Source organism: Duganella paludis, from assembly GCF_054461335.1.
The window spans coordinates 5,229,580-5,246,370 of sequence record NZ_CM136922.1; the positions used below are offsets into that span (position 1 = coordinate 5,229,580).

At 66.2% G+C, this 16,791-nt stretch carries 11 protein-coding genes; 5 read left to right on the plus strand and 6 right to left on the minus strand.

Going from position 1 to position 16,791, the window contains the following annotated elements:
- Positions 1–131 precede the first annotated feature (131 nt).
- From ACXZ1M_RS23150 to ACXZ1M_RS23170, 5 genes are all read left to right on the plus strand, one after another.
- Positions 132–2,276, plus strand: coding sequence for a glycoside hydrolase family 88 protein (locus ACXZ1M_RS23150; protein WP_459049955.1), 2,145 nt, complete (start codon positions 132–134; stop codon positions 2,274–2,276).
- A gap of 12 nt (positions 2,277–2,288) precedes the next feature.
- The gene (locus tag ACXZ1M_RS23155) at positions 2,289–4,709 is read left to right on the plus strand and encodes a polysaccharide lyase 8 family protein (protein ID WP_459049956.1); all 2,421 of its coding nucleotides are present in this window, start codon (positions 2,289–2,291) and stop codon (positions 4,707–4,709) included.
- Positions 4,710–4,748: 39 nt separating this feature from the next.
- Positions 4,749–5,804, plus strand: coding sequence for a LacI family DNA-binding transcriptional regulator (locus ACXZ1M_RS23160; RefSeq protein WP_459049957.1), 1,056 nt, complete (start codon positions 4,749–4,751; stop codon positions 5,802–5,804).
- Between the two features lie 255 nt (positions 5,805–6,059).
- Positions 6,060–8,468, plus strand: a complete 2,409-nt coding sequence (locus ACXZ1M_RS23165; protein ID WP_459049958.1) for a TonB-dependent receptor — start codon at positions 6,060–6,062, stop codon at positions 8,466–8,468.
- A gap of 64 nt (positions 8,469–8,532) precedes the next feature.
- Positions 8,533–9,741 carry an MFS transporter gene (locus ACXZ1M_RS23170; RefSeq protein WP_459049959.1) on the plus strand — a complete coding sequence of 403 codons (1,209 nt, stop codon included), beginning with the start codon at positions 8,533–8,535 and terminating at the stop codon, positions 9,739–9,741.
- Here the strand turns inward: ACXZ1M_RS23170 and ACXZ1M_RS23175 are convergent.
- Genes ACXZ1M_RS23175 through ACXZ1M_RS23200 form a run of 6 tightly spaced genes read right to left on the minus strand, consistent with a single transcriptional unit; the run spans position 9,732 to position 16,783 of the window.
- Positions 9,732–11,474 carry an MFS transporter gene (locus tag ACXZ1M_RS23175; RefSeq protein ID WP_459049960.1) on the minus strand — a complete coding sequence of 581 codons (1,743 nt, stop codon included), beginning with the start codon at positions 11,472–11,474 and terminating at the stop codon, positions 9,732–9,734. The genes ACXZ1M_RS23170 and ACXZ1M_RS23175 overlap by 10 nt on opposite strands.
- Positions 11,455–12,588 (minus strand): N-acetylglucosamine-6-phosphate deacetylase, encoded by a 1,134-nt coding sequence (gene nagA, locus ACXZ1M_RS23180; protein WP_459049961.1) that lies wholly within the window; start codon positions 12,586–12,588, stop codon positions 11,455–11,457. The genes ACXZ1M_RS23175 and nagA overlap by 20 nt, the downstream gene beginning before the upstream one ends.
- A complete protein-coding gene (gene agaR, locus ACXZ1M_RS23185) occupies positions 12,585–13,385 on the minus strand; it encodes a transcriptional repressor AgaR (protein ID WP_459049962.1) in 801 nt (266 codons plus the stop codon). The genes nagA and agaR overlap by 4 nt, the downstream gene beginning before the upstream one ends.
- Entirely contained in the window at positions 13,379–14,677 is a 1,299-nt protein-coding gene (locus ACXZ1M_RS23190; protein ID WP_459049963.1) for a D-tagatose-bisphosphate aldolase, class II, non-catalytic subunit, read from the minus strand. The genes agaR and ACXZ1M_RS23190 overlap by 7 nt, the downstream gene beginning before the upstream one ends.
- Positions 14,674–15,675, minus strand: coding sequence for an ROK family protein (locus ACXZ1M_RS23195; protein WP_459049964.1), 1,002 nt, complete (start codon positions 15,673–15,675; stop codon positions 14,674–14,676). The genes ACXZ1M_RS23190 and ACXZ1M_RS23195 overlap by 4 nt, the downstream gene beginning before the upstream one ends.
- Positions 15,662–16,783 carry an SIS domain-containing protein gene (locus tag ACXZ1M_RS23200; protein ID WP_459049965.1) on the minus strand — a complete coding sequence of 374 codons (1,122 nt, stop codon included), beginning with the start codon at positions 16,781–16,783 and terminating at the stop codon, positions 15,662–15,664. Before ACXZ1M_RS23200 ends, ACXZ1M_RS23195 begins: the two co-directional genes overlap by 14 nt.
- Between the last annotated feature and the right edge of the window lie 8 nt (positions 16,784–16,791).

The following is a 16,791-nucleotide window of genomic DNA, read 5'->3' on the forward strand; positions in this document are numbered from 1 at the left end:
ACGTTACCATGTTGTTTTACGGATTTCAAGGCGTGCACTGGTGGCTGGCGCTTATTTCCGTCAAAAATCGCTTCACAATCTGAAAAATCGTGTGGTATCGTTAACCTATCAATTCTTGAGGGAGAATGGTTTTGAAAAATTCCGTGCCAATCCTGGCCGGCCTGTGCGCGGGCTGGTTCATGCTGATGCCGGCCGTGGCGGCGCCGCAGGGAGCGTCCACGCCGACGCCGGCCGCCGTGCTGGCTGCGATGGAGAAGACGGCCAACTGGCAGCTGGCGCATCCGACCGGCTATCCGGAGGACGACTGGACCGAAGCGGTGGGCGATGCCGGCTTCATGGCCTTGGTCGGCATCTCCGGCAATCCAGCCTACCGCGACGCCATGCTCCAGATGGGCCGCAAAAACCGCTGGCGCCTGGGTCCGAGCCTGTACCACGCAGACGATCAAGCCGTCGGCCAGACCTACGCCGAGTTGTATCAGCAGTTGCGCGACCCGGCCATGATCGCGCCGATGCGCGCGCAGTTCGACGCCATCATCGAAGAGCCGCGCGATGGCACGCTGGACTTCCTGGTGCCGGGCGTGTTGATGCGCTGGTCGTGGTGCGATTCGCTGTTCATGGGCCCACCGACGTGGGCGCGTTTATCGTCGGTGACCGGCGATCCGCGCTATCTTGAATTTGCAATCGAGCGCTGGTGGAAGACGTCGGACTACCTGTACGACAAGCAGGAGCACCTGTACTTCCGCGACAGCCGCTACTTCAAGCAGCGCGAAGCCAATGGTAAGAAGGTGTTCTGGGGACGCGGCAACGGCTGGGTGCTGGGCGGCCTGGCGCGCATGCTGCAGTATGTGCCGGCCAACCATCCATCGTATCCGCGCTTCGTGCAGCAGTACCGCGAGATGTCGGAACGGCTGCTTGGCCTGCAGCAGGCCGACGGCCTTTGGCGCGCCAGCCTGCTGGATCCGGCCAGCTATCCATCCAAGGACACCAGCGGCACCGGCCTGTATGCCTACGGCCTGGCATGGGGCGTGAACCAGGGCCTGCTGCCCAAGGATCGCTACGGCCCGGCCGTGAAGCGCGCCTGGCTGGCGCTGGCGTCGAGTGTGAATGCGGACGGCAAGCTGACGCACGTGCAGCCCATCGGCGCCGATCCCAAGCACTTCGATCCCGAGTCGACCGACATTTTCGCAGTGGGCGCTTTCCTGATGGCGGGCAGCGAGATGTACCGCATGGGACTGGAGGAGACCAACGCGCCGCGCGTCGCCACCGTGGTCAATGCAGGCCAGGCTTACCGGCTTGAAGGATCGGTGGAGGTGGCATCGGAAGGCGATGTGGCGGTGATGGATGCGCTGACGTCGCGCGTGCTGCCTTCGCAGGCGGTGACGAAAGGTGTGCTGTTCCAGGCCGATCTGGCGCCGGGTGAGAAGCGCCGCTTCCTGCTGTTCCCGCGCAAGGCGCTGCCGGTGACGCCGCCGGTGGTGTCGCGCGCACACGCGCGCTTCGTGCCGGAGCGGATGGACGATTTCGCGTGGGAGAACGACCGCATCGCGCACCGTACCTACGGCCCGGCGATCATGACCGACCCGCGTGAGATGCTGGTTTCCAGCGGCATCGATGTATGGTCCAAGTCCACGCGCAAGCTGGTGCAGGATGCCTGGTACAAGGGCGGCGATTATCATACGGAGAAAGGCGAAGGCCATGACTTCTACCACGTCGGCAAAGGGCGCGGTTGCGGTGGCCTTGGCATCGTGGACGGCAAGGCGCTGGTCACCTCGAAGAATTTCGCCGGCTGGAAGATCCTGGCCGATGGTCCGATCCGCACCGAGTTCGAACTGCGCTACGACGCTTGGGATGCGGCCGGCCGCAAGGTCGCCGAGACGCGCCGCGTGTCGCTCGATGCGGGCAGTAATTTCAGCCGCGTGGAGACGGTGTTCAGCAGTGCTTCCACCGCGCCGCTGACGGTGGGCGTGGGCATCTCGCAGCGCGAGGGACAGGGCCGCTACATTGACGACCGAGCCGGATGGATGAGTTACTGGGAGCCGGAGCAGGGCGCGCATGGCAGCAATGCCTGTGCCGTCATCGTGCCCGGAGCGAGCGGCTATGTCGGCATTGATGGCAATTATGTGGCGATGGCTGCGGCCACGCCGGGCCGTCCCTTCGTTTATTATCTCGGTGCCGCGTGGAGCAAGGGCGGCGACTTCTCGAATGCGCAGGCATGGGAGGCTTATGTCAAGAATACGGCGGCACGTTTGGCTACGCCGGTGCAGGTTACATACTGATCGGAGAACAGCATGCGTCTAATTCATCGCCTTGCCCTGGCGGCGGCAATTGTGTGTGGCGCCGCGCACGCAGAGGATCGCTTCGACGCACTGCGCGGCCGCTGGCAGGAGCAGTTGCTGGGAGCCGCCTCGCTGGATCGCAGCGATCCCGATGTGAAGGCGCAGTTGCAAGCGCGTTCACGTGCGGTGGAGGGCTTGCTGGCGCGTATGAACACGACGCCGGATGCGCAGTATCTGTGGGATGACACGGCCGCCTTCAACGATCCTAAAGGCCTGCTGGCTTCCGCCGCCGTGACGGCCAATGCCTTGCGCCTGCGCCAGATGGCGCTGGCCTACGCCACGCCAGGTTCGTCGCTGCACCGGGACGCGGCCTTGGGCAAGGCGACGCTGGCCGGGCTGGATTGGCTGGTGACGCATCACTACCGCGCCGGCAATCCCGCCATTGGCAACTGGTGGGATTGGCAGATCGGCACGCCCTTGTATCTGCTGGACGTCCTCAGTTTGATGGACCCGCCGGCCGGAGTGCGCGAACGCACGCTGGCGGCGGTGAATTGGTACGTTCCCGATCCGCGCTATCGCACGCGCAGCGACGGCGCCACGCGCGTGAAGGACATTGAGACCGGCGCCAACCTGCTGGACAAGGCGCTGGTCGCCATCCTCAGCGGCATGCTGGGGCGCGATGAGCAGCGAGTGGCGCTGGGCCGTGACGCCATCAGCCCGGCGCTGGAACTGGTGGAGCAGGGCGACGGCTTTTACGGCGACGGCTCCTTCGTGCAGCATACGTTTGTGCCTTACACCGGCAGTTACGGTGCGGTGGCGCTGGCCGACTTTTCGCGCTTGGTGCAGCTGCTGTCGCATTCCGCCTGGCCGATCACCGATCCACGCGCATCGAATATTTTCCTGTGGGCGCGCGACAGCTATGCGCCATGGTTCATCGACGGCGCCATGCCGGATGCGGTGCGCGGCCGCAAAATCGCCACGCCAACGCAAACCGAACACTCCGTCGGCCGCAGCATGATCGCCTACCTGTCGGTGCTGGCGGAATCCGCGCCACCCGCAGATGCGGCCGCGCTGCGTTCCGCGATCAAAGGCTGGATGGCGCGCGACCGTAGTTTCGGCGCCAGCTATCTGGCTGCGCCGGGTGGCGTCGGCACCTCCGGCCTGTCGCTGTTTGAACTGGGCTTGCTGAAGAAGATCGCCGGCGATCCCGCCATCGCTGCCGCACCGGAGCCGCACGGCGTGCGGCTGTATGCTGCCATGGACCGCGCCATCATGCGCGCAGGCGGTTATGCAGCGGTGCTGAGCATGGCCTCGCCGCGCATCTCTTCCTTCGAGTCCGGCAACGGCGAAAACCTGCAAGCCTGGTGGACCGGCATGGGCGTGCTGTCGCTGTACACCGCCGACCAGACGCAGTTCGGCGGCGATTTCTGGGCGACCGTGGATAGTCGCCGCCTGCCTGGTACCACCACGGACCGCAGCAGCGGCGGGCGGCCGGTAGAGTGGAAGATGTATCCCAACATCGAACACTGGGTGGGCGGCGTGACGCAAGGCAGCCACGCGGCGCTGGGCATGGCCTTCAGCATGCGCGGCGTCACCGGCTCTCCGCTGCAAGGCAAGAAGTCGTGGTTCATGCTGGGTGACCGCATCCTTGCGCTGGGCGCGGACATCAGCGATGGCGCCGGGCCGGTGGAGACGGTGGTGGAGAACCGCAAGCTAAGCAGCCTGCAAGCGCGCTTCGTGGTCGACGGCGTGTCGTTGCCGAATGGCCGCAAGGCCGCTGCGCGCTGGGCGCACCTGAGCGATGAACATGCGGGTAGCAGCATCGGCTACGTGTTCCCGCACGGCGCCGACATCGTTGCCGAGCAGGCGGAGCGCAGCGGCAGCTGGCGCGCGCTGAACGATCAGCAGAGCGACAAGCAGGTGCGGGCGCCGTTTCAGACGCTGTCGATTCCCCACGGCGCCGCAGGCGGCAATATCAGCAGCACCAGCAGCTACGCATATCTGCTGCTCCCTGCGGCTAGCGAGGCAGCCACCGCGCAAGCCGCGCTTGATCCGGGCTTGCGCATCGAGGCCAACGACGGCCGCGTCGCTGCCGTATTCGACACGCGCGCCAATGTGTATGCGGCCAATTTGTGGCAGGCCGGCAGCGCGCCGCGCGATGGCCGCGCCTATGTCAGCGCATCCGGCCCGGCGGCCGTGGTGCTGGCGGAGGATGGTGGCCAACTGCGCCTGTCCGTATCCGATCCCACGCAACAGCAGCAGGCGATTGAGCTGACGGTGGCGCGGCCGGTGTCCGCCATGCTGACCGCCGCGCCGGGCGTGACGGTGCTGCAGACCGCGCCGCAGCTGCGTTTGCGCATCGCCACCGCGCGCGCGGCGGGCAGCGGCTACGCGGCCACGTTTGCATTGCCCCTTGTCTCGGGGAGCAAGTGAAGGTATCGTTATCACCATAGCCAAATATGGGATAACAGCATGAAGAAACAGTCGGTGACGTTGGTGCAGGTGGCGGCCAAGGCAGGGGTATCGGTAATGACGGCTTCGCGCGCCATGTCGGGCGAAGGCTATGTATCGGAAGAGACCAAGGCCAAAGTCCAAGCCGCCGCCAAGAGCCTCGGCTACGCGGCCAACGCGCTGGCGCGTGTGATGAAGGGCGGCCGCACCAATGTGATCGGTGTGGTGGTCAACGACCTCAGTTCGGTGGTGGTGAACGCCTTCGTCTCCGCGCTGACCGAAGAGGTGCGCAAGTACGAGATGGACCTCTTCATCTACAACTCCATCGGCCAGCTCGATGAGCAAACCCAGCGCCGTCACAGCCAGCTGCTGCACGGCCTGTGGGATGGCTTGATCTACGTCCTGCCGCGCATGACCGACGAATACCTGGACGCGCTGGAAAAGAGCGAGAGTCCCATCGTGCTGGTCAACTTCTGCCGTCGCGAGACCACGCTGCCGGTGGTCCAGGGCGACAACTTCAACGCCGCGCGCGACGCCGTGGCAGGCCTTATCGCACAAGGCCATCAGCGCATCGCCTTCATCAAGGGTACCCATTGGACCGGCCAGAGCGCCGAACGTGAACGCGGCTACCGCCAGGCCATGGCCGATGCCGGCCTGCCGATGGATGCGGCGTGGATCGAGCAGGGCACCTTCAGCGAAAAATCGGGCCAGGAAGCCTGCGAGCGTTTGCTGGCGCTGGCGGCCGATGCGCGCCCTTCCGCCATCTTTTGCGCCAACGATGAAATGGCGATCGGCTGCATGAACGCCGCGCGCGCGCTCAACGTGCAGGTGCCGGAACAGCTGTCGCTGATCGGCTTCGATGATGTCTCCGCTGCCAGCATCGTGCGGCCGCAATTGACCACCATGCGCCACCCGTTGTCGCTGATGGCGCAAGCATCCGTGCAGGAACTGATGCGCCGCATACTCGGCCAACCTGGCACGCGCCAGCGCGTCGAGTTCCCGGCCGAGATGGTGGTGCGTGAATCGACCGCGCCGGTCGCCGGCACAGCAACCAAGCGTCGCTCACGCAAGGCATAAGCTTAGTAGGGATCTGTCGCTTTTTCGTCCACATCAACAAAAAGCGTGTAAAAAGACTTGTAAATGAAAAGTTCGACTGATAACGTTAACTCATCTGCATGAAATACACGCCAGCCCGCTGTCACAGCGGGTTCTGGCGGCGGACGGGGCTGGCGCGATATTTTTTTAAGCATGTGTGATAACGTTCACATGTTTATCCGGCCCGAGTGGTAACACAGGCATAGAAGGTGTACATTCCATCGAGGAGGATCAGCAGTGAGCAAGAGCAATCAGCATCAAGCCAGCCTGGCAGTTCGCCCCCTGGCAGCATCCGTCGCCCTGGCCTTGGCCAGTTTGTCCCACGGCGTTGCGGCACAGGAAACCAAACCCGACGATCTCAAGGTTGAGCAAGTAGTGGTGACCGCCAACAAGCGCGCCCAGAATCTGCAAGACGTGCCGGCCGCCATTACGGTGCTGAGTGACGCCACTCTGCAGCGCAACAACGTACGCGACATCAACGACCTGCCCAACCTGTCGCCGGCGCTGACGGTGACGTACTCCACGCAGCCGGGCAACTTCAGCATCAACATGCGCGGCATCGGCACCTACTCGCTCGGCATCGGCGTGGAGTCGGACGTGGCGGTCGTGATCGACGATATCCCGTTCGCCATGCAGGCCAACGCCTTCAAGGACCTGGCCGACGTGTTCCGCGTCGAGGTGCTGAAAGGCCCGCAAAGCACGCTGCTCGGCAAGAGCTCCATCGCCGGCGCGATCAACATCACCACCAAGCCTATCGACGGCGAGTGGAAGCAGAAGCTCACCACCTATCTGTCCAGCGACGGTGAGTGGCGTGCCATGGGTTCGATCTCCGGTGCGCTGAGCGATACGGTGCGCATGCGTGCGGCGATCAACAAGTCCTCGTTCGACGGCGTGGTGAAGAACCTCACCAACGGCGATCACCTGAACGGCTCGCGCAGCACCAACTTCGTCGGCAAACTGGAATGGCGTCCGGACGACCAGTGGAACCTGACCTTCAGCCCGCGCGCCAGCGAATCGACCGTGGCCTGCTGCGTGCAGCCGTTTTCCAGCATGACGCCGGGCGGCCGTTACCAGAACGTGGCGCAACTGCCGGCATCGACCCTGCTGGCCGGGATCAATCCCGGTCCGGGCAACGTCAGCGTGCGCAACGACTACGGCGCAGGCGGCAAGGCCAAGGACAAGGGCGCGGGCCTGAAGGTGAACTACGCCTTCGATGAAAAAGGTCCGCTGGCCGGCTACAACCTGAGCGCCATCACCTCGTGGTCCAACTACCATATGGACGATTACCAGGACGGCGACGCCACCGACAGCGATATCCTGGCCTACCTGCCGGTGAACGGTGCGGTGAGCGGCCTGCATGGCGGCCTGTATCAATACGGTTTGTTCGACGTCACCGCGCGCACGCTGGAACTGCGTTTGACCTCGCCGGACCAGGGCCCGCTGAAATACGTGGCCGGCCTGTGGTACGGCGATAACAAGCTGGCGCGCGAACTGACCCGCGCTCCGGTGTCGACCTACGTGACCGACTATGCGGCCAGCGCCTACAACACCAGCTATGCGGCCTTCGGCCAGGCCAGCTATGACCTGACCAGCGCCACCAGCCTGATCGCCGGCCTGCGCGTGAACAAGGAAGATACCGGTTACACCTTCACCCGCTACAATCCGCCGCCGGCCACCTCGCGCGTGGTGAGCGAATACCTGAAGGGCGACGACAGCAACAACGACAAGACCGGCCGTCTCGGCGTGGAGCATCGCTTCAATCCAAACGCCATGGGTTATGCGACTTACTCCACCGGCCACAAAGGCGTGGCGTACGACCTGACCTCCAGCTTCAATGGCACCATCGCCAAGAGCCAACCGGTGCCGGGCGAATCGGCGCACAGCATCGAGGCGGGCCTGAAACTGGGGCTGCTGAATGGCCGCATGTCGCTGGACCTGGCGGCGTTCCGCACCAACTTCACGGGCTTCCAGCAATCGGCTGGCTTCTACGACAGCGACGGTGTGTTCCGCACCACGCTGCATTCGATCGGCGGCTTGCGCACCAGCGGCTTCGAGGCGGACCTGGGCTGGCGCGTGGACAGCCGCCTGCAGCTGAACGGCGCCTTTGCCTACACCCGCGCCATCGTGACGGACTTTGAAAACGGTCCTTGCTACAGTGTGTTGAATGCGGCCGGCACGGGCACCACGCCGGGCGGCAACTGCGCGGTGAGCGCCAAGTACAACAACACCAGCGTGGCCAACCTGAAAGGCGCAACGCTGCCGAACGCGCCGAAGTTCAAGTTCAACCTGGGCGGCCAGTACGACATTCCGACGCCGTACTCGTACAACGGCTTCGTCACCGGCGCCTACCGCTTCCAGAGCCGCACGCAGTTCAATCTGAACCAGGATCCGATGACGATGCAGGGCGCTTATGGCATCTTCAATCTGGGCCTCGGCATCAAGGACAAGCAGGACAAGTTCAAAGTCACCTTCCTGGTGAATAACCTGTTCGACAAGTCTTACGCCACCGGCTTGGCCAACAACTGGGCCAACGGCACCTGGAGTTCGCGTGCGCCTAATCCGGTCGTTGTGGTCAACACCACGCAGTGGACGCCGGCGCGCGATTACCAGCGCTACTTCGCAGTACGCGCCGATATGACCTTCTAAGTTGGCCACAACGCACCCTGGGATTCCTTTATAGTAGAGGCACAGAAAAAAGGGGAGACCAGGGGTGCGGGATGAAAGCGCAATCGTCCGTACAGGGCGCACAGGACTGCTGGTCCTGTGCGCCCTGTTGTTGATTGGTGATCTGGGTTGGTCGCTGCGCGAGCGTTCGGTGCAGGAGTTGTTCAAAGTGCATCTGATGCGCTTCAGCCAGGACGCCACGCTGCTCAACATCCTGATCGGCGCCATGCCGGCACTGATCGCGCTGACCCTCGGTCCCGCGATCGGCGCATGGAGCGATCGTGCCCGCACGCGCTATGGTCGCCGCATTCCCTTCATATTCGGCACCGCCGTGGTGTCCACACTCGGCATGCTGGGCATGGCCTTCAGCAGCAGCCTGGCAGGGTTGGCAATCAGCTGGACCGTGTTCGAGATGGCCACCATCGTCGGCAATCCTCTCTTCCTCGCGCTGATCAACGACACCGTGCCGCGCCCGATACTGGGGCGCTTCTTCGGCCTGTTCCGCATCGTCAGTCTGGCGACGGGCGCCGGCTTCTTCGCGCTGTTCTTCCGCAATGAGCTGGTGACGGTGTTTCAACCGCTGCTGCTGACCATTACCGCCGTTTATCTGGGCTGCATGCTGTTGGTGTGCTGGCGCGTGCGTGAGCCGCTGTATGGCCCGCCGCCGCCGCGTGCCCGCTGGCGTTTGGTGCAGCCGGGCGATGGGCAGTGGGGACGCTTGTTCGCGGCGGTGGCGGTGGGTGCGGTGGCGGTCCTGCCGATCAATATCAATGCGCTCAATGCGTGCGCGCAGTTCGGCGTCGACACCGACGATTTCGGCGCCGCCATCGCGCTGACGTATGCGATTTCGATTGTGCTGGCGTGGCCGGTGGGCTGGCTGGCCGACCGCTATCATCCTTTGCGGGTGGGCGCGGTGGTGTTGTCGGCCTACGCCGTGTGCATGCTGGCGGCGTGGCGCCTGGTCGACGAACGCACCGGCTTCCTGCTGGCGTTGATCGTGCACGGCGTGCTGGCCGGCTGCTTCCTGACCGGGACCGTGTCGCTGCTGCCTGCCCTGTTGCCGCGCGAGCGCTTCTCGCAACTGGCGGCGGTGTCGGCTTCGCTGACGGCGTTGCTGGTGGTGGTGTCGACGGTGGGATTGGGCGCGCTGCTCGATGCGAACGGGCGCGATTACCGCCTGCTGTATCCGGCGGGCGCGTTGGCGGCAGGCTGCGGCGTGCTTCTCTGGCGCAGCCTGCTCAAGCGTTATTTATAGGCGGGACGTGCGAAGTGGCGGTTGATGTCTTCCAGCGTTTTGCCGCGCGTTTCCGGCAGGAGGAAGGTCGCGGCCAGGAAGTAGATCACGGTGCAGCCGGCCCAGAAGAAGAACATCGGCGCGTAGCCATGCAGGCTGACCACCGGCAGGAACACCGCCGCCAGCACGGTGGACACGAACTGGTTGACCAGCAGCGCCACGCTCATGCCGTTGGAACGTATGCGGGTCGGCATCAGCTCCGATAGCGCCAGCCACACGCAGACGCCCGGTCCCACTGCGAAGCTGGCGATGAAGGCCAGCAGGCAGCCCAGCACCAGCCAACCATGCAGCTCTGGCGGACGCGGGCCGATGTGGGCGCGGTCGATGGTCAGCGGGGCTTGCAGCGCGGCGTTCATGTCCGGAAAGGGATTGAGGTGCAGGCGGCGGAAGGCGGCGCCGATGACGCTGTCGCCTTCGACCCGGTCCGGTGGCGCGATGCGTAGCGTGTCGCCGGGACGCAGGCTGCGCACTTGCGTCAGTGGGCCGTAGCTGTAAGCGATGTCGAGTTGGTAGTCGTCGCCGCCGGCCAGGGCGCGCAGTGCGGGCGCGTTCAGTTCCAGTGCATTGGCGTTGATATGCTGCGTCATCGCGGCGCCGGCGTCGGCCTGTCCCGATTCGGCGCGGTGGAACAGCAGGGCGGCGGCCAGCAGCGACACCACGATGCCGCCGGAACCGAGCATCAGCAGGAACTTGCGGCCTTTGTGGTCCACCAGTACCACCGCCAGCACCGTCATCAAGGCGTTGAGCAGCTTGAGCGCGAAGTCGCCGACATTGCTCATGCTGCCGGACAGCCCGCCCTGGTCGAGGATGGTGACGGCGTACGCCAGCACCGAGTTGATGCCGGTGGCCTGGTTGCAGGCCAGGATCAGGCAGGCCAGCAGGAAGGGCAGCACGTAGCGGCGCTGCAGCAGGCTGCCGCTGTCGGCGGCGCGCGTGCTGCCACTATTGCTGTCGTCCGTTCCGGCTATGGCCGCGAGTTCGGCCTGGGCTTCCGCTTCGTGGCGGGTGCGGCGCAGCGCGAGCAGCGCTTCGGCGGCGCGTCCGCGCGCCAGCAGCCAGCGTGGCGATTCGGCCAACCACAGCACGCCGGCGGAGAACAGCAGGCCCGGTGCGAGGCTGAGCCAGAAGATGCGGCGCCATGCGGCGTCCTGTACCGCTTGCAGCGCGGCCGGTGTTTCGCGCGCGGCTTGCTCCACCTGGTGCGCCACTAGCAGGCCGATGGCGGCTGCCAGTACCAGGCCTATCGTCAGCAGCAACTGGAAGATGGCGGTGCCGCGTCCGCGCACGGCGGCCGGCAGGCATTCGGCCAGGTACAGCGGCACCACCACGCCGATCAAGCCGCCGCTGACGCCTTGCAGCAGGCGGCCCAGCAGCAGCGGCATGTAGCCGTCCGCCAGCGCGATGATGGGGATGCTCAAGCTGAATAGCAGGCCGGCCAGCAGCATCACGCGCTTGCGGCCACACGCTTCGGCCATGGCGCCCGCCGTCAGCGACGACAGCACGGAACCGAGCAACACCGCCGCCACCACGAAGCCCAGCTGCTGCGACGACAGTTTCCACAGCTGTACCGCGCTGGCTTCCAGATAGGGCAGGGCGCCGGCGATGATGCCGACGTCGATCCCGTACAGCAGGCCGCCGAGGCCTGCCACCAGCAGCAGGTAACGTGTTTGTGCTTCAGGCGAGGACAGGCGCATCTTGATTGACTCCGTGGGCAAGGTTGATGTGGTGGCCGCCGGCGATGACGTGGCGGAGTTGCAGGTCGGGGCTGAGCACCACGAGGTCGGCGCGCAGGCCGGCGGCCAGACGGCCCCGGTCCTGTAGTCCCAGATATTCGGCCGGGTAGCGCGATACGCGCGCCGAGGCGTCTTCCAGCGTCAGTCCCAGGTCGACCAGGTTGCGCAGGGCCTGGTCCATGGTCAGCGCGCTGCCGGCCAGCGAGTCGCCGAGCACCAGCCGCACGCAGCCCATGCATTTCATGACGCGCTGGCTGCCCAGCATGTATTCGCCGTCCGGCATGCCGGTGGCGGCGGTGGCGTCGGTGACGGCGTACAGGCGCGGGATGGCGCGCATGGCGGCGCGCAGCGCGCCAGGCTGCACGTGCTGCAGGTCGGGGATGACTTCCGCAAACTCGGCATGCGCCAGCGCTGCGCCGACCATGCCCGGTGCGCGGTGGCTGAAGCCCGACATGCCGTTGAACAGGTGCGTGAAGCCGGCCAGGCCGGCTTCGATGGCGGCCACCCCGTCGTCATAGCTGCCCGCGCTGTGACCGGCCTGTACGCGGATGCCCATCGCGGATAGTTTTGCGATCAGTTGCAGGTGACCGGGAATTTCCGGCGCCAGCGTCAGGACTTTGATGGGGGCGATGGCGTTCCAGCGGCGCACCTGCTCCAGTGTGCCGGTGCTGACCAATGGCGGCTGTGCGCCGAGGCGCTGGCAATTCAGGAATGGGCCTTCCAAGTGCACGCCCAGTATCTGCGCGCTGTCCGTCGCGGACATGGCGATGGCGCGGCCCAGGCCGAGCAGAGCGCGCTCGATGTGTGCGGGCGGCGCGGTCATGGTGGTGCCCAGCATACTGGTGGTGCCGTGGCGCGCGTGCAGGCGGGCCACGCGCTGTGCTGCGTCGCCGCCTTCCATGATGTCGGTGCCGCCCGCGCCGTGCACGTGCAGGTCGATGAAGCCGGGCAGGATCAGTTGATCGGCCGGCGCTGTCGGATCGGCTGCGATGCTGGCGATGTGCGCACCGTCGAGGCGCAGGTGGCCTTGTATCCAGCCGTTGGGCGTGAGTATGCGTCCGCTGATGTTCATCATTCCTCCTCTGCGATCAGGACTTGTACGCCGCGCTGCGTCAGCGCGTTGCGCATGGTGGGTGGCATGCTCGCGTCGCTCACCACGATGTCGATACGTTCCAGGTCGCTGATGCGGTGCAGGCAGATGCGGCCGAACTTGGAGCCGTCGGCCAGCACGATGACCTGGCGGGCCTGCGCGGTCATGCGGGCGTTGAGGCGTGCTTCCGCTTCGTCGTGGGTGGAGAGGCCGAATTCGGGATCGCAGCCATCCACGCCCAGGAACAGCTTGTCGAAGACGTAGCCGTCCAGGCTTGCCTCGGCCTGCGGGCCTTGCAGCGACTGCGACGCCTTGCGCAGCGTGCCGCCGGAGAGCAGCAGTTCGATGTCCTGCACCGATCCGAGTTCATTGGCGATCGGCAGGCTGTTGGTGAAGATGCTGAGGGGCGCGATCGCTACGGCATCGGGCTGCGCCACGGCGCGCGCCAGTTTGCGGGCCAGCTGCAGCGTGGTGCTGCCGGCGTCCAGTATCAGTTTGTCGCCGGGCTGCACCAGCGTCAATGCGCGGGATGCGATGCTGTGCTTGCGCTCGCGGTGCTGGGCGCGCTTCTCTTCCAGAGGCAGCTCCGGTGGCGCGCGCCTTGCGGTACAGGCGCCGCCGTGCTGGCGTTGTACCAGACCGGCCTCCGCCAGCAAACGCAGGTCGCCGCGTATGGTGACGGTCGAAACGCCGAAGCGCTGCGCCAGGCGATTGACGCGCACCTTGTCCTGCATCTCCAGCGCTTGCAGGATCTGCTCGCGGCGCACGCCGCTGTTCAGCACACCGCCTCCGCTGCGTTGGCGTGACAGGCGCGTACATAGCGAGCCAGCACCAGTCCCACCTTGTGGCGCGCCAGGTCGGCGGCGCGCGCAGGCAGCGTGCCGTCGAGGACCGATTCCACTTGCTCCGGCAGGTATTGGCTGATCAGCGGCAGCGGCAGGTCGCGGCCTTCGAGATTGTCGTTCAGGCGTTGCAGCGCCTGCGCCACCGCCGGCTCGCCCCAGTAGTAGCGGCTGCGGTCCGACAGCGCGTACTTGCGCAGCATGCGCAGCTGGTCCGGCGTGCCGGCGTAGTGCTTCTGCCAGTGGCGCGGCTGTTCGAGCATGCAGCGCTCTAGCACTTCGGCCAGGTGCGAGCGCTGTTCCACCGGCACCAGCGTATCTTCAATCGCGGCCAGCGCGAAGCTGGCTTCGCGAAGTGCGTTGGTGGCGGCCGGGCCGACCTTGAGTATCGCAAAGTGGTCACGCACCAGCGCGTGCAAGGCGCGTTCGCTTTGGTAGTCGGTGGAGTGGGCTTCGAACACCAGCCCCGGATGTTCGGCGATGAAGGCCGACAGCGGCGCGGCTTCCGCTGCCGCGTAGTGGTGAACGGTGCTGTGATCGAAGTCCACGCCCGGCTGCACCACCAGCGCAACCACGCGCTGCCAGGCGTCGTGCAGGCCGCGCGCGGCGAAGGCGATGGCGTGTGCTGCCAGCGTGGCTTCCGCGGCGTCCGGACGCGTTACCTGCAGGCCGCCGGCCAGCGAAGCTTCGCCGCCGGGAATCGGGACTTCGGTGCCGATCACGTACACCGGCGGCGGCAGGTCGGCAGCCATGGCCGCTTGCTCCGCCACCTGCGCCAGGTCGGCCGAACGCTCGGCCACGATCGCGTCCGGCAGCGGCAGTGGATCGCCGGCGCAGGCCATGCTGCAATCGAGATGGATTTTATGGAAGCCGGCGCGCACGTAGGCGTCGATCAAGGCACGGGCGTTGGCCATCGCCGGCTCCGGCGCCAGGTGCTGCCAGGTGTTGGGGCCGAGGTGGTCGCCGCCCAGGATCAGCCGTTCCTGCGGCAGGCCGACGCTGCGCGCCAGGTCGCGCACATAGGCGATGTAGTCGGCCGGCGTCATGCCGGTGTAGCCGCCGAACTGGTCGACCTGGTTGGAAGTGGCTTCGACCAGCAGCGGCGTGCCGTGCGCCAGCGCGACTTCCATGGCCGCTTGCAGCACTTGCGGGTTGGCGCAGCAGACGCTGGGCAGGCCGACGGCATGGCCGGCGTGGTGTTGACGGATCAGGGTTTGGATCGGGGACATCATGACTCCTGTTGATTGCTTGTTTGTCGCGCCAGCAGCGCCGCGCCGCGCGCGCCGCCGGCGTCGCCGAATGCGGGCGGCAGGATGGGCGGCACATCGAGGCCGGGGATCAGGTGCGGACGGATGGCGGCGGGCAGTTCGGTGTACAGGTGCGGCAGTTGCGACAGGCCGCCGCCAAGCACGATGACGTGCGGGTCGTAGGCCAGCACGATGCGCGCCAGCGCTGCGCCGAGCAGGTCGAGGTGGACGCCGAATACGCGTGCGGCCTGCACGCCGCCGGCGTTGTAGCGGGCTGCCAGTTGTTCGGCGTTGATGTTTTCTTCGCCGTTGAAGTGGGTGTGCAGGCGACGCAGGCCGGTGCCGGAGACGTAGCTTTCAAGGCAGGCGTGCCGTCCGCAAGGGCAGGGCAGCAGCGGCAGTTCGTAGCGTTGCAGCAGGCTGGGATCGAGTGGCCAGTGGCCCCATTCTCCGGCCGCGCCGTGCAGGCCGCGCACCAGGCGCTGATCGACCACGTAGCCGGCGCCGGCGCCGGTGCCGAGGATGAGGCCAAACATGCTTTGCGCGCCATCGGCCGCGCCGCCGTGGGCTTCGGACAGGGCGAAGCACTGGCAGTCGTTGCCGAGCGTGATGGGGCGGTTCAGTTGCGCGCGCAGGACCGGCAGCAGCTCGCGGCCGGTGAGGCAGGGGATGTTGGCGCACAGGTGGGCGCCGGTCGCGGCGTCGATGATGCCGGGCACGCCGATGCCGACCGGCGCAGGCGGTATGCGCGCCCGCCAAGCGTCGCCGCCGCTGCTGCTGTCACCATCGCCACTGCCCTGCGGGTGCAAGGCAGCGTCGGCGCCTTGTATCACGCCGGCCAGCGCGCGCACCAGCGCGTCGTAATCCTGCGTCGGCGTGGGCACGCGCTGGCGGTAGCGGACCTGCAGGCTGGCGTCGCACGCCACCAGTTCGATCTTGGTGCCGCCCAGGTCAATGCCGTAGAAGTAATCAGGCGTATGCATGAACGATCACGCCTTGCACCACGCGGTTGACCGTACCGTCCGGGAACGGATTGTCCGGCGTCAGTCCTAATCGCAGCGACTGGTGCAGGGCCAGCACCTGCGCGAACAGCACGTGGCACATGGCCAGCCATGGATCCGGCAATCCGGGCGCCGCACCGTCGATGGCGATCACCGCGCCGGCCACGTTGTCGCGCCGTAGTTCGTCCAGCAGATCCTGGTCGTAGCGCCGCGCATGGGCGTCCTGGCTGTGGAACAGCACCACCAGGCTGTCCCGGTTCAGCACCGACTTGGGGCCGTGGCGGAAGCCCAGCGGCGTATTCGCCAGCGCCAGCGTGCGGCCGCCGGACAGCTCCAATACTTTCAGCGCCGCCTCGCGCGCCAGCGCTTCCAGCGATCCGCCGCCAAGGTAGATGATGCGCTGAAAATCGCGCTGGCCCAGCGCGTGCCAATCGGCGGCTTGCGTGGACAGTGTGTGCTCGGCCAGCGCCGCCAACTGCTCGACGCGCTGCGCCAGCACCGGCAGCGGATCGGGACTCAGCATGGACAGCGCCGCCAGCACCATGGTGCTGAAGCTGCTGGTCATGGCGAAGCCCTGGTCGCAGCAGGCGGGCGGCAGCACCAGGTTGATGGTGTCCGGTTGGCCGGCGCCGTCGCGCGCCAGCTTGCCGTCCGCATTGCAGGTGATGTTGAGGAAGCGCGCACCGGGCGACTGGGCCCGCACCAGCTCGACGGCGGCCTGGCTTTCCGGGCTGTTGCCGCTGCGTGCGAACGATACCAGAAGCACCGGGCGTTGCGCCGGCAGATACAAGGCCGGATGGCTGAGCAAGGTGGTGGTGGCCAGTGCCCGTACCTGGGCCGGCCAGGCCGCGTCCAGATGGTCGGCCGCCAGCTCGCCGGCATAGGCCGAGGTGCCGGCGCCGGTCAGCAGCACCAGGGCGCGCGGGTCGGCCAGCAAGCTGTGCAGCATGTTGCGGGCGCTGGCGGGCAAGGCGTCGAGACAGGCCGGCAACTGACGCCATATGGCCGGTTGCTGGGCAATTTCACGGGCGGTATGGGCGCCGCCGCGCTCGGCCCACAGCATGGCGGGCAAATGATGAAGCTGGGTCATGGTATCTC

Bases quoted from the DNA above. Each gene is read 5' to 3' on its own strand.
- ACXZ1M_RS23155 (WP_459049956.1), top strand. From the start codon at position 2,289: ATGCGTCTAATTCATCGCCTTGCCCTGGCGGCGGCAATTGTGTGTGGC.
- ACXZ1M_RS23160 (WP_459049957.1), top strand. From the start codon at position 4,749: ATGAAGAAACAGTCGGTGACGTTGGTGCAGGTGGCGGCCAAGGCAGGG.
- ACXZ1M_RS23175 (WP_459049960.1), bottom strand. From the start codon at position 11,474: ATGCGCCTGTCCTCGCCTGAAGCACAAACACGTTACCTGCTGCTGGTG.
- nagA (WP_459049961.1), bottom strand. From the start codon at position 12,588: ATGATGAACATCAGCGGACGCATACTCACGCCCAACGGCTGGATACAA.
- ACXZ1M_RS23190 (WP_459049963.1), bottom strand. From the start codon at position 14,677: ATGATGTCCCCGATCCAAACCCTGATCCGTCAACACCACGCCGGCCAT.
- ACXZ1M_RS23195 (WP_459049964.1), bottom strand. From the start codon at position 15,675: ATGCATACGCCTGATTACTTCTACGGCATTGACCTGGGCGGCACCAAG.
- ACXZ1M_RS23200 (WP_459049965.1), bottom strand. From the start codon at position 16,783: ATGACCCAGCTTCATCATTTGCCCGCCATGCTGTGGGCCGAGCGCGGC.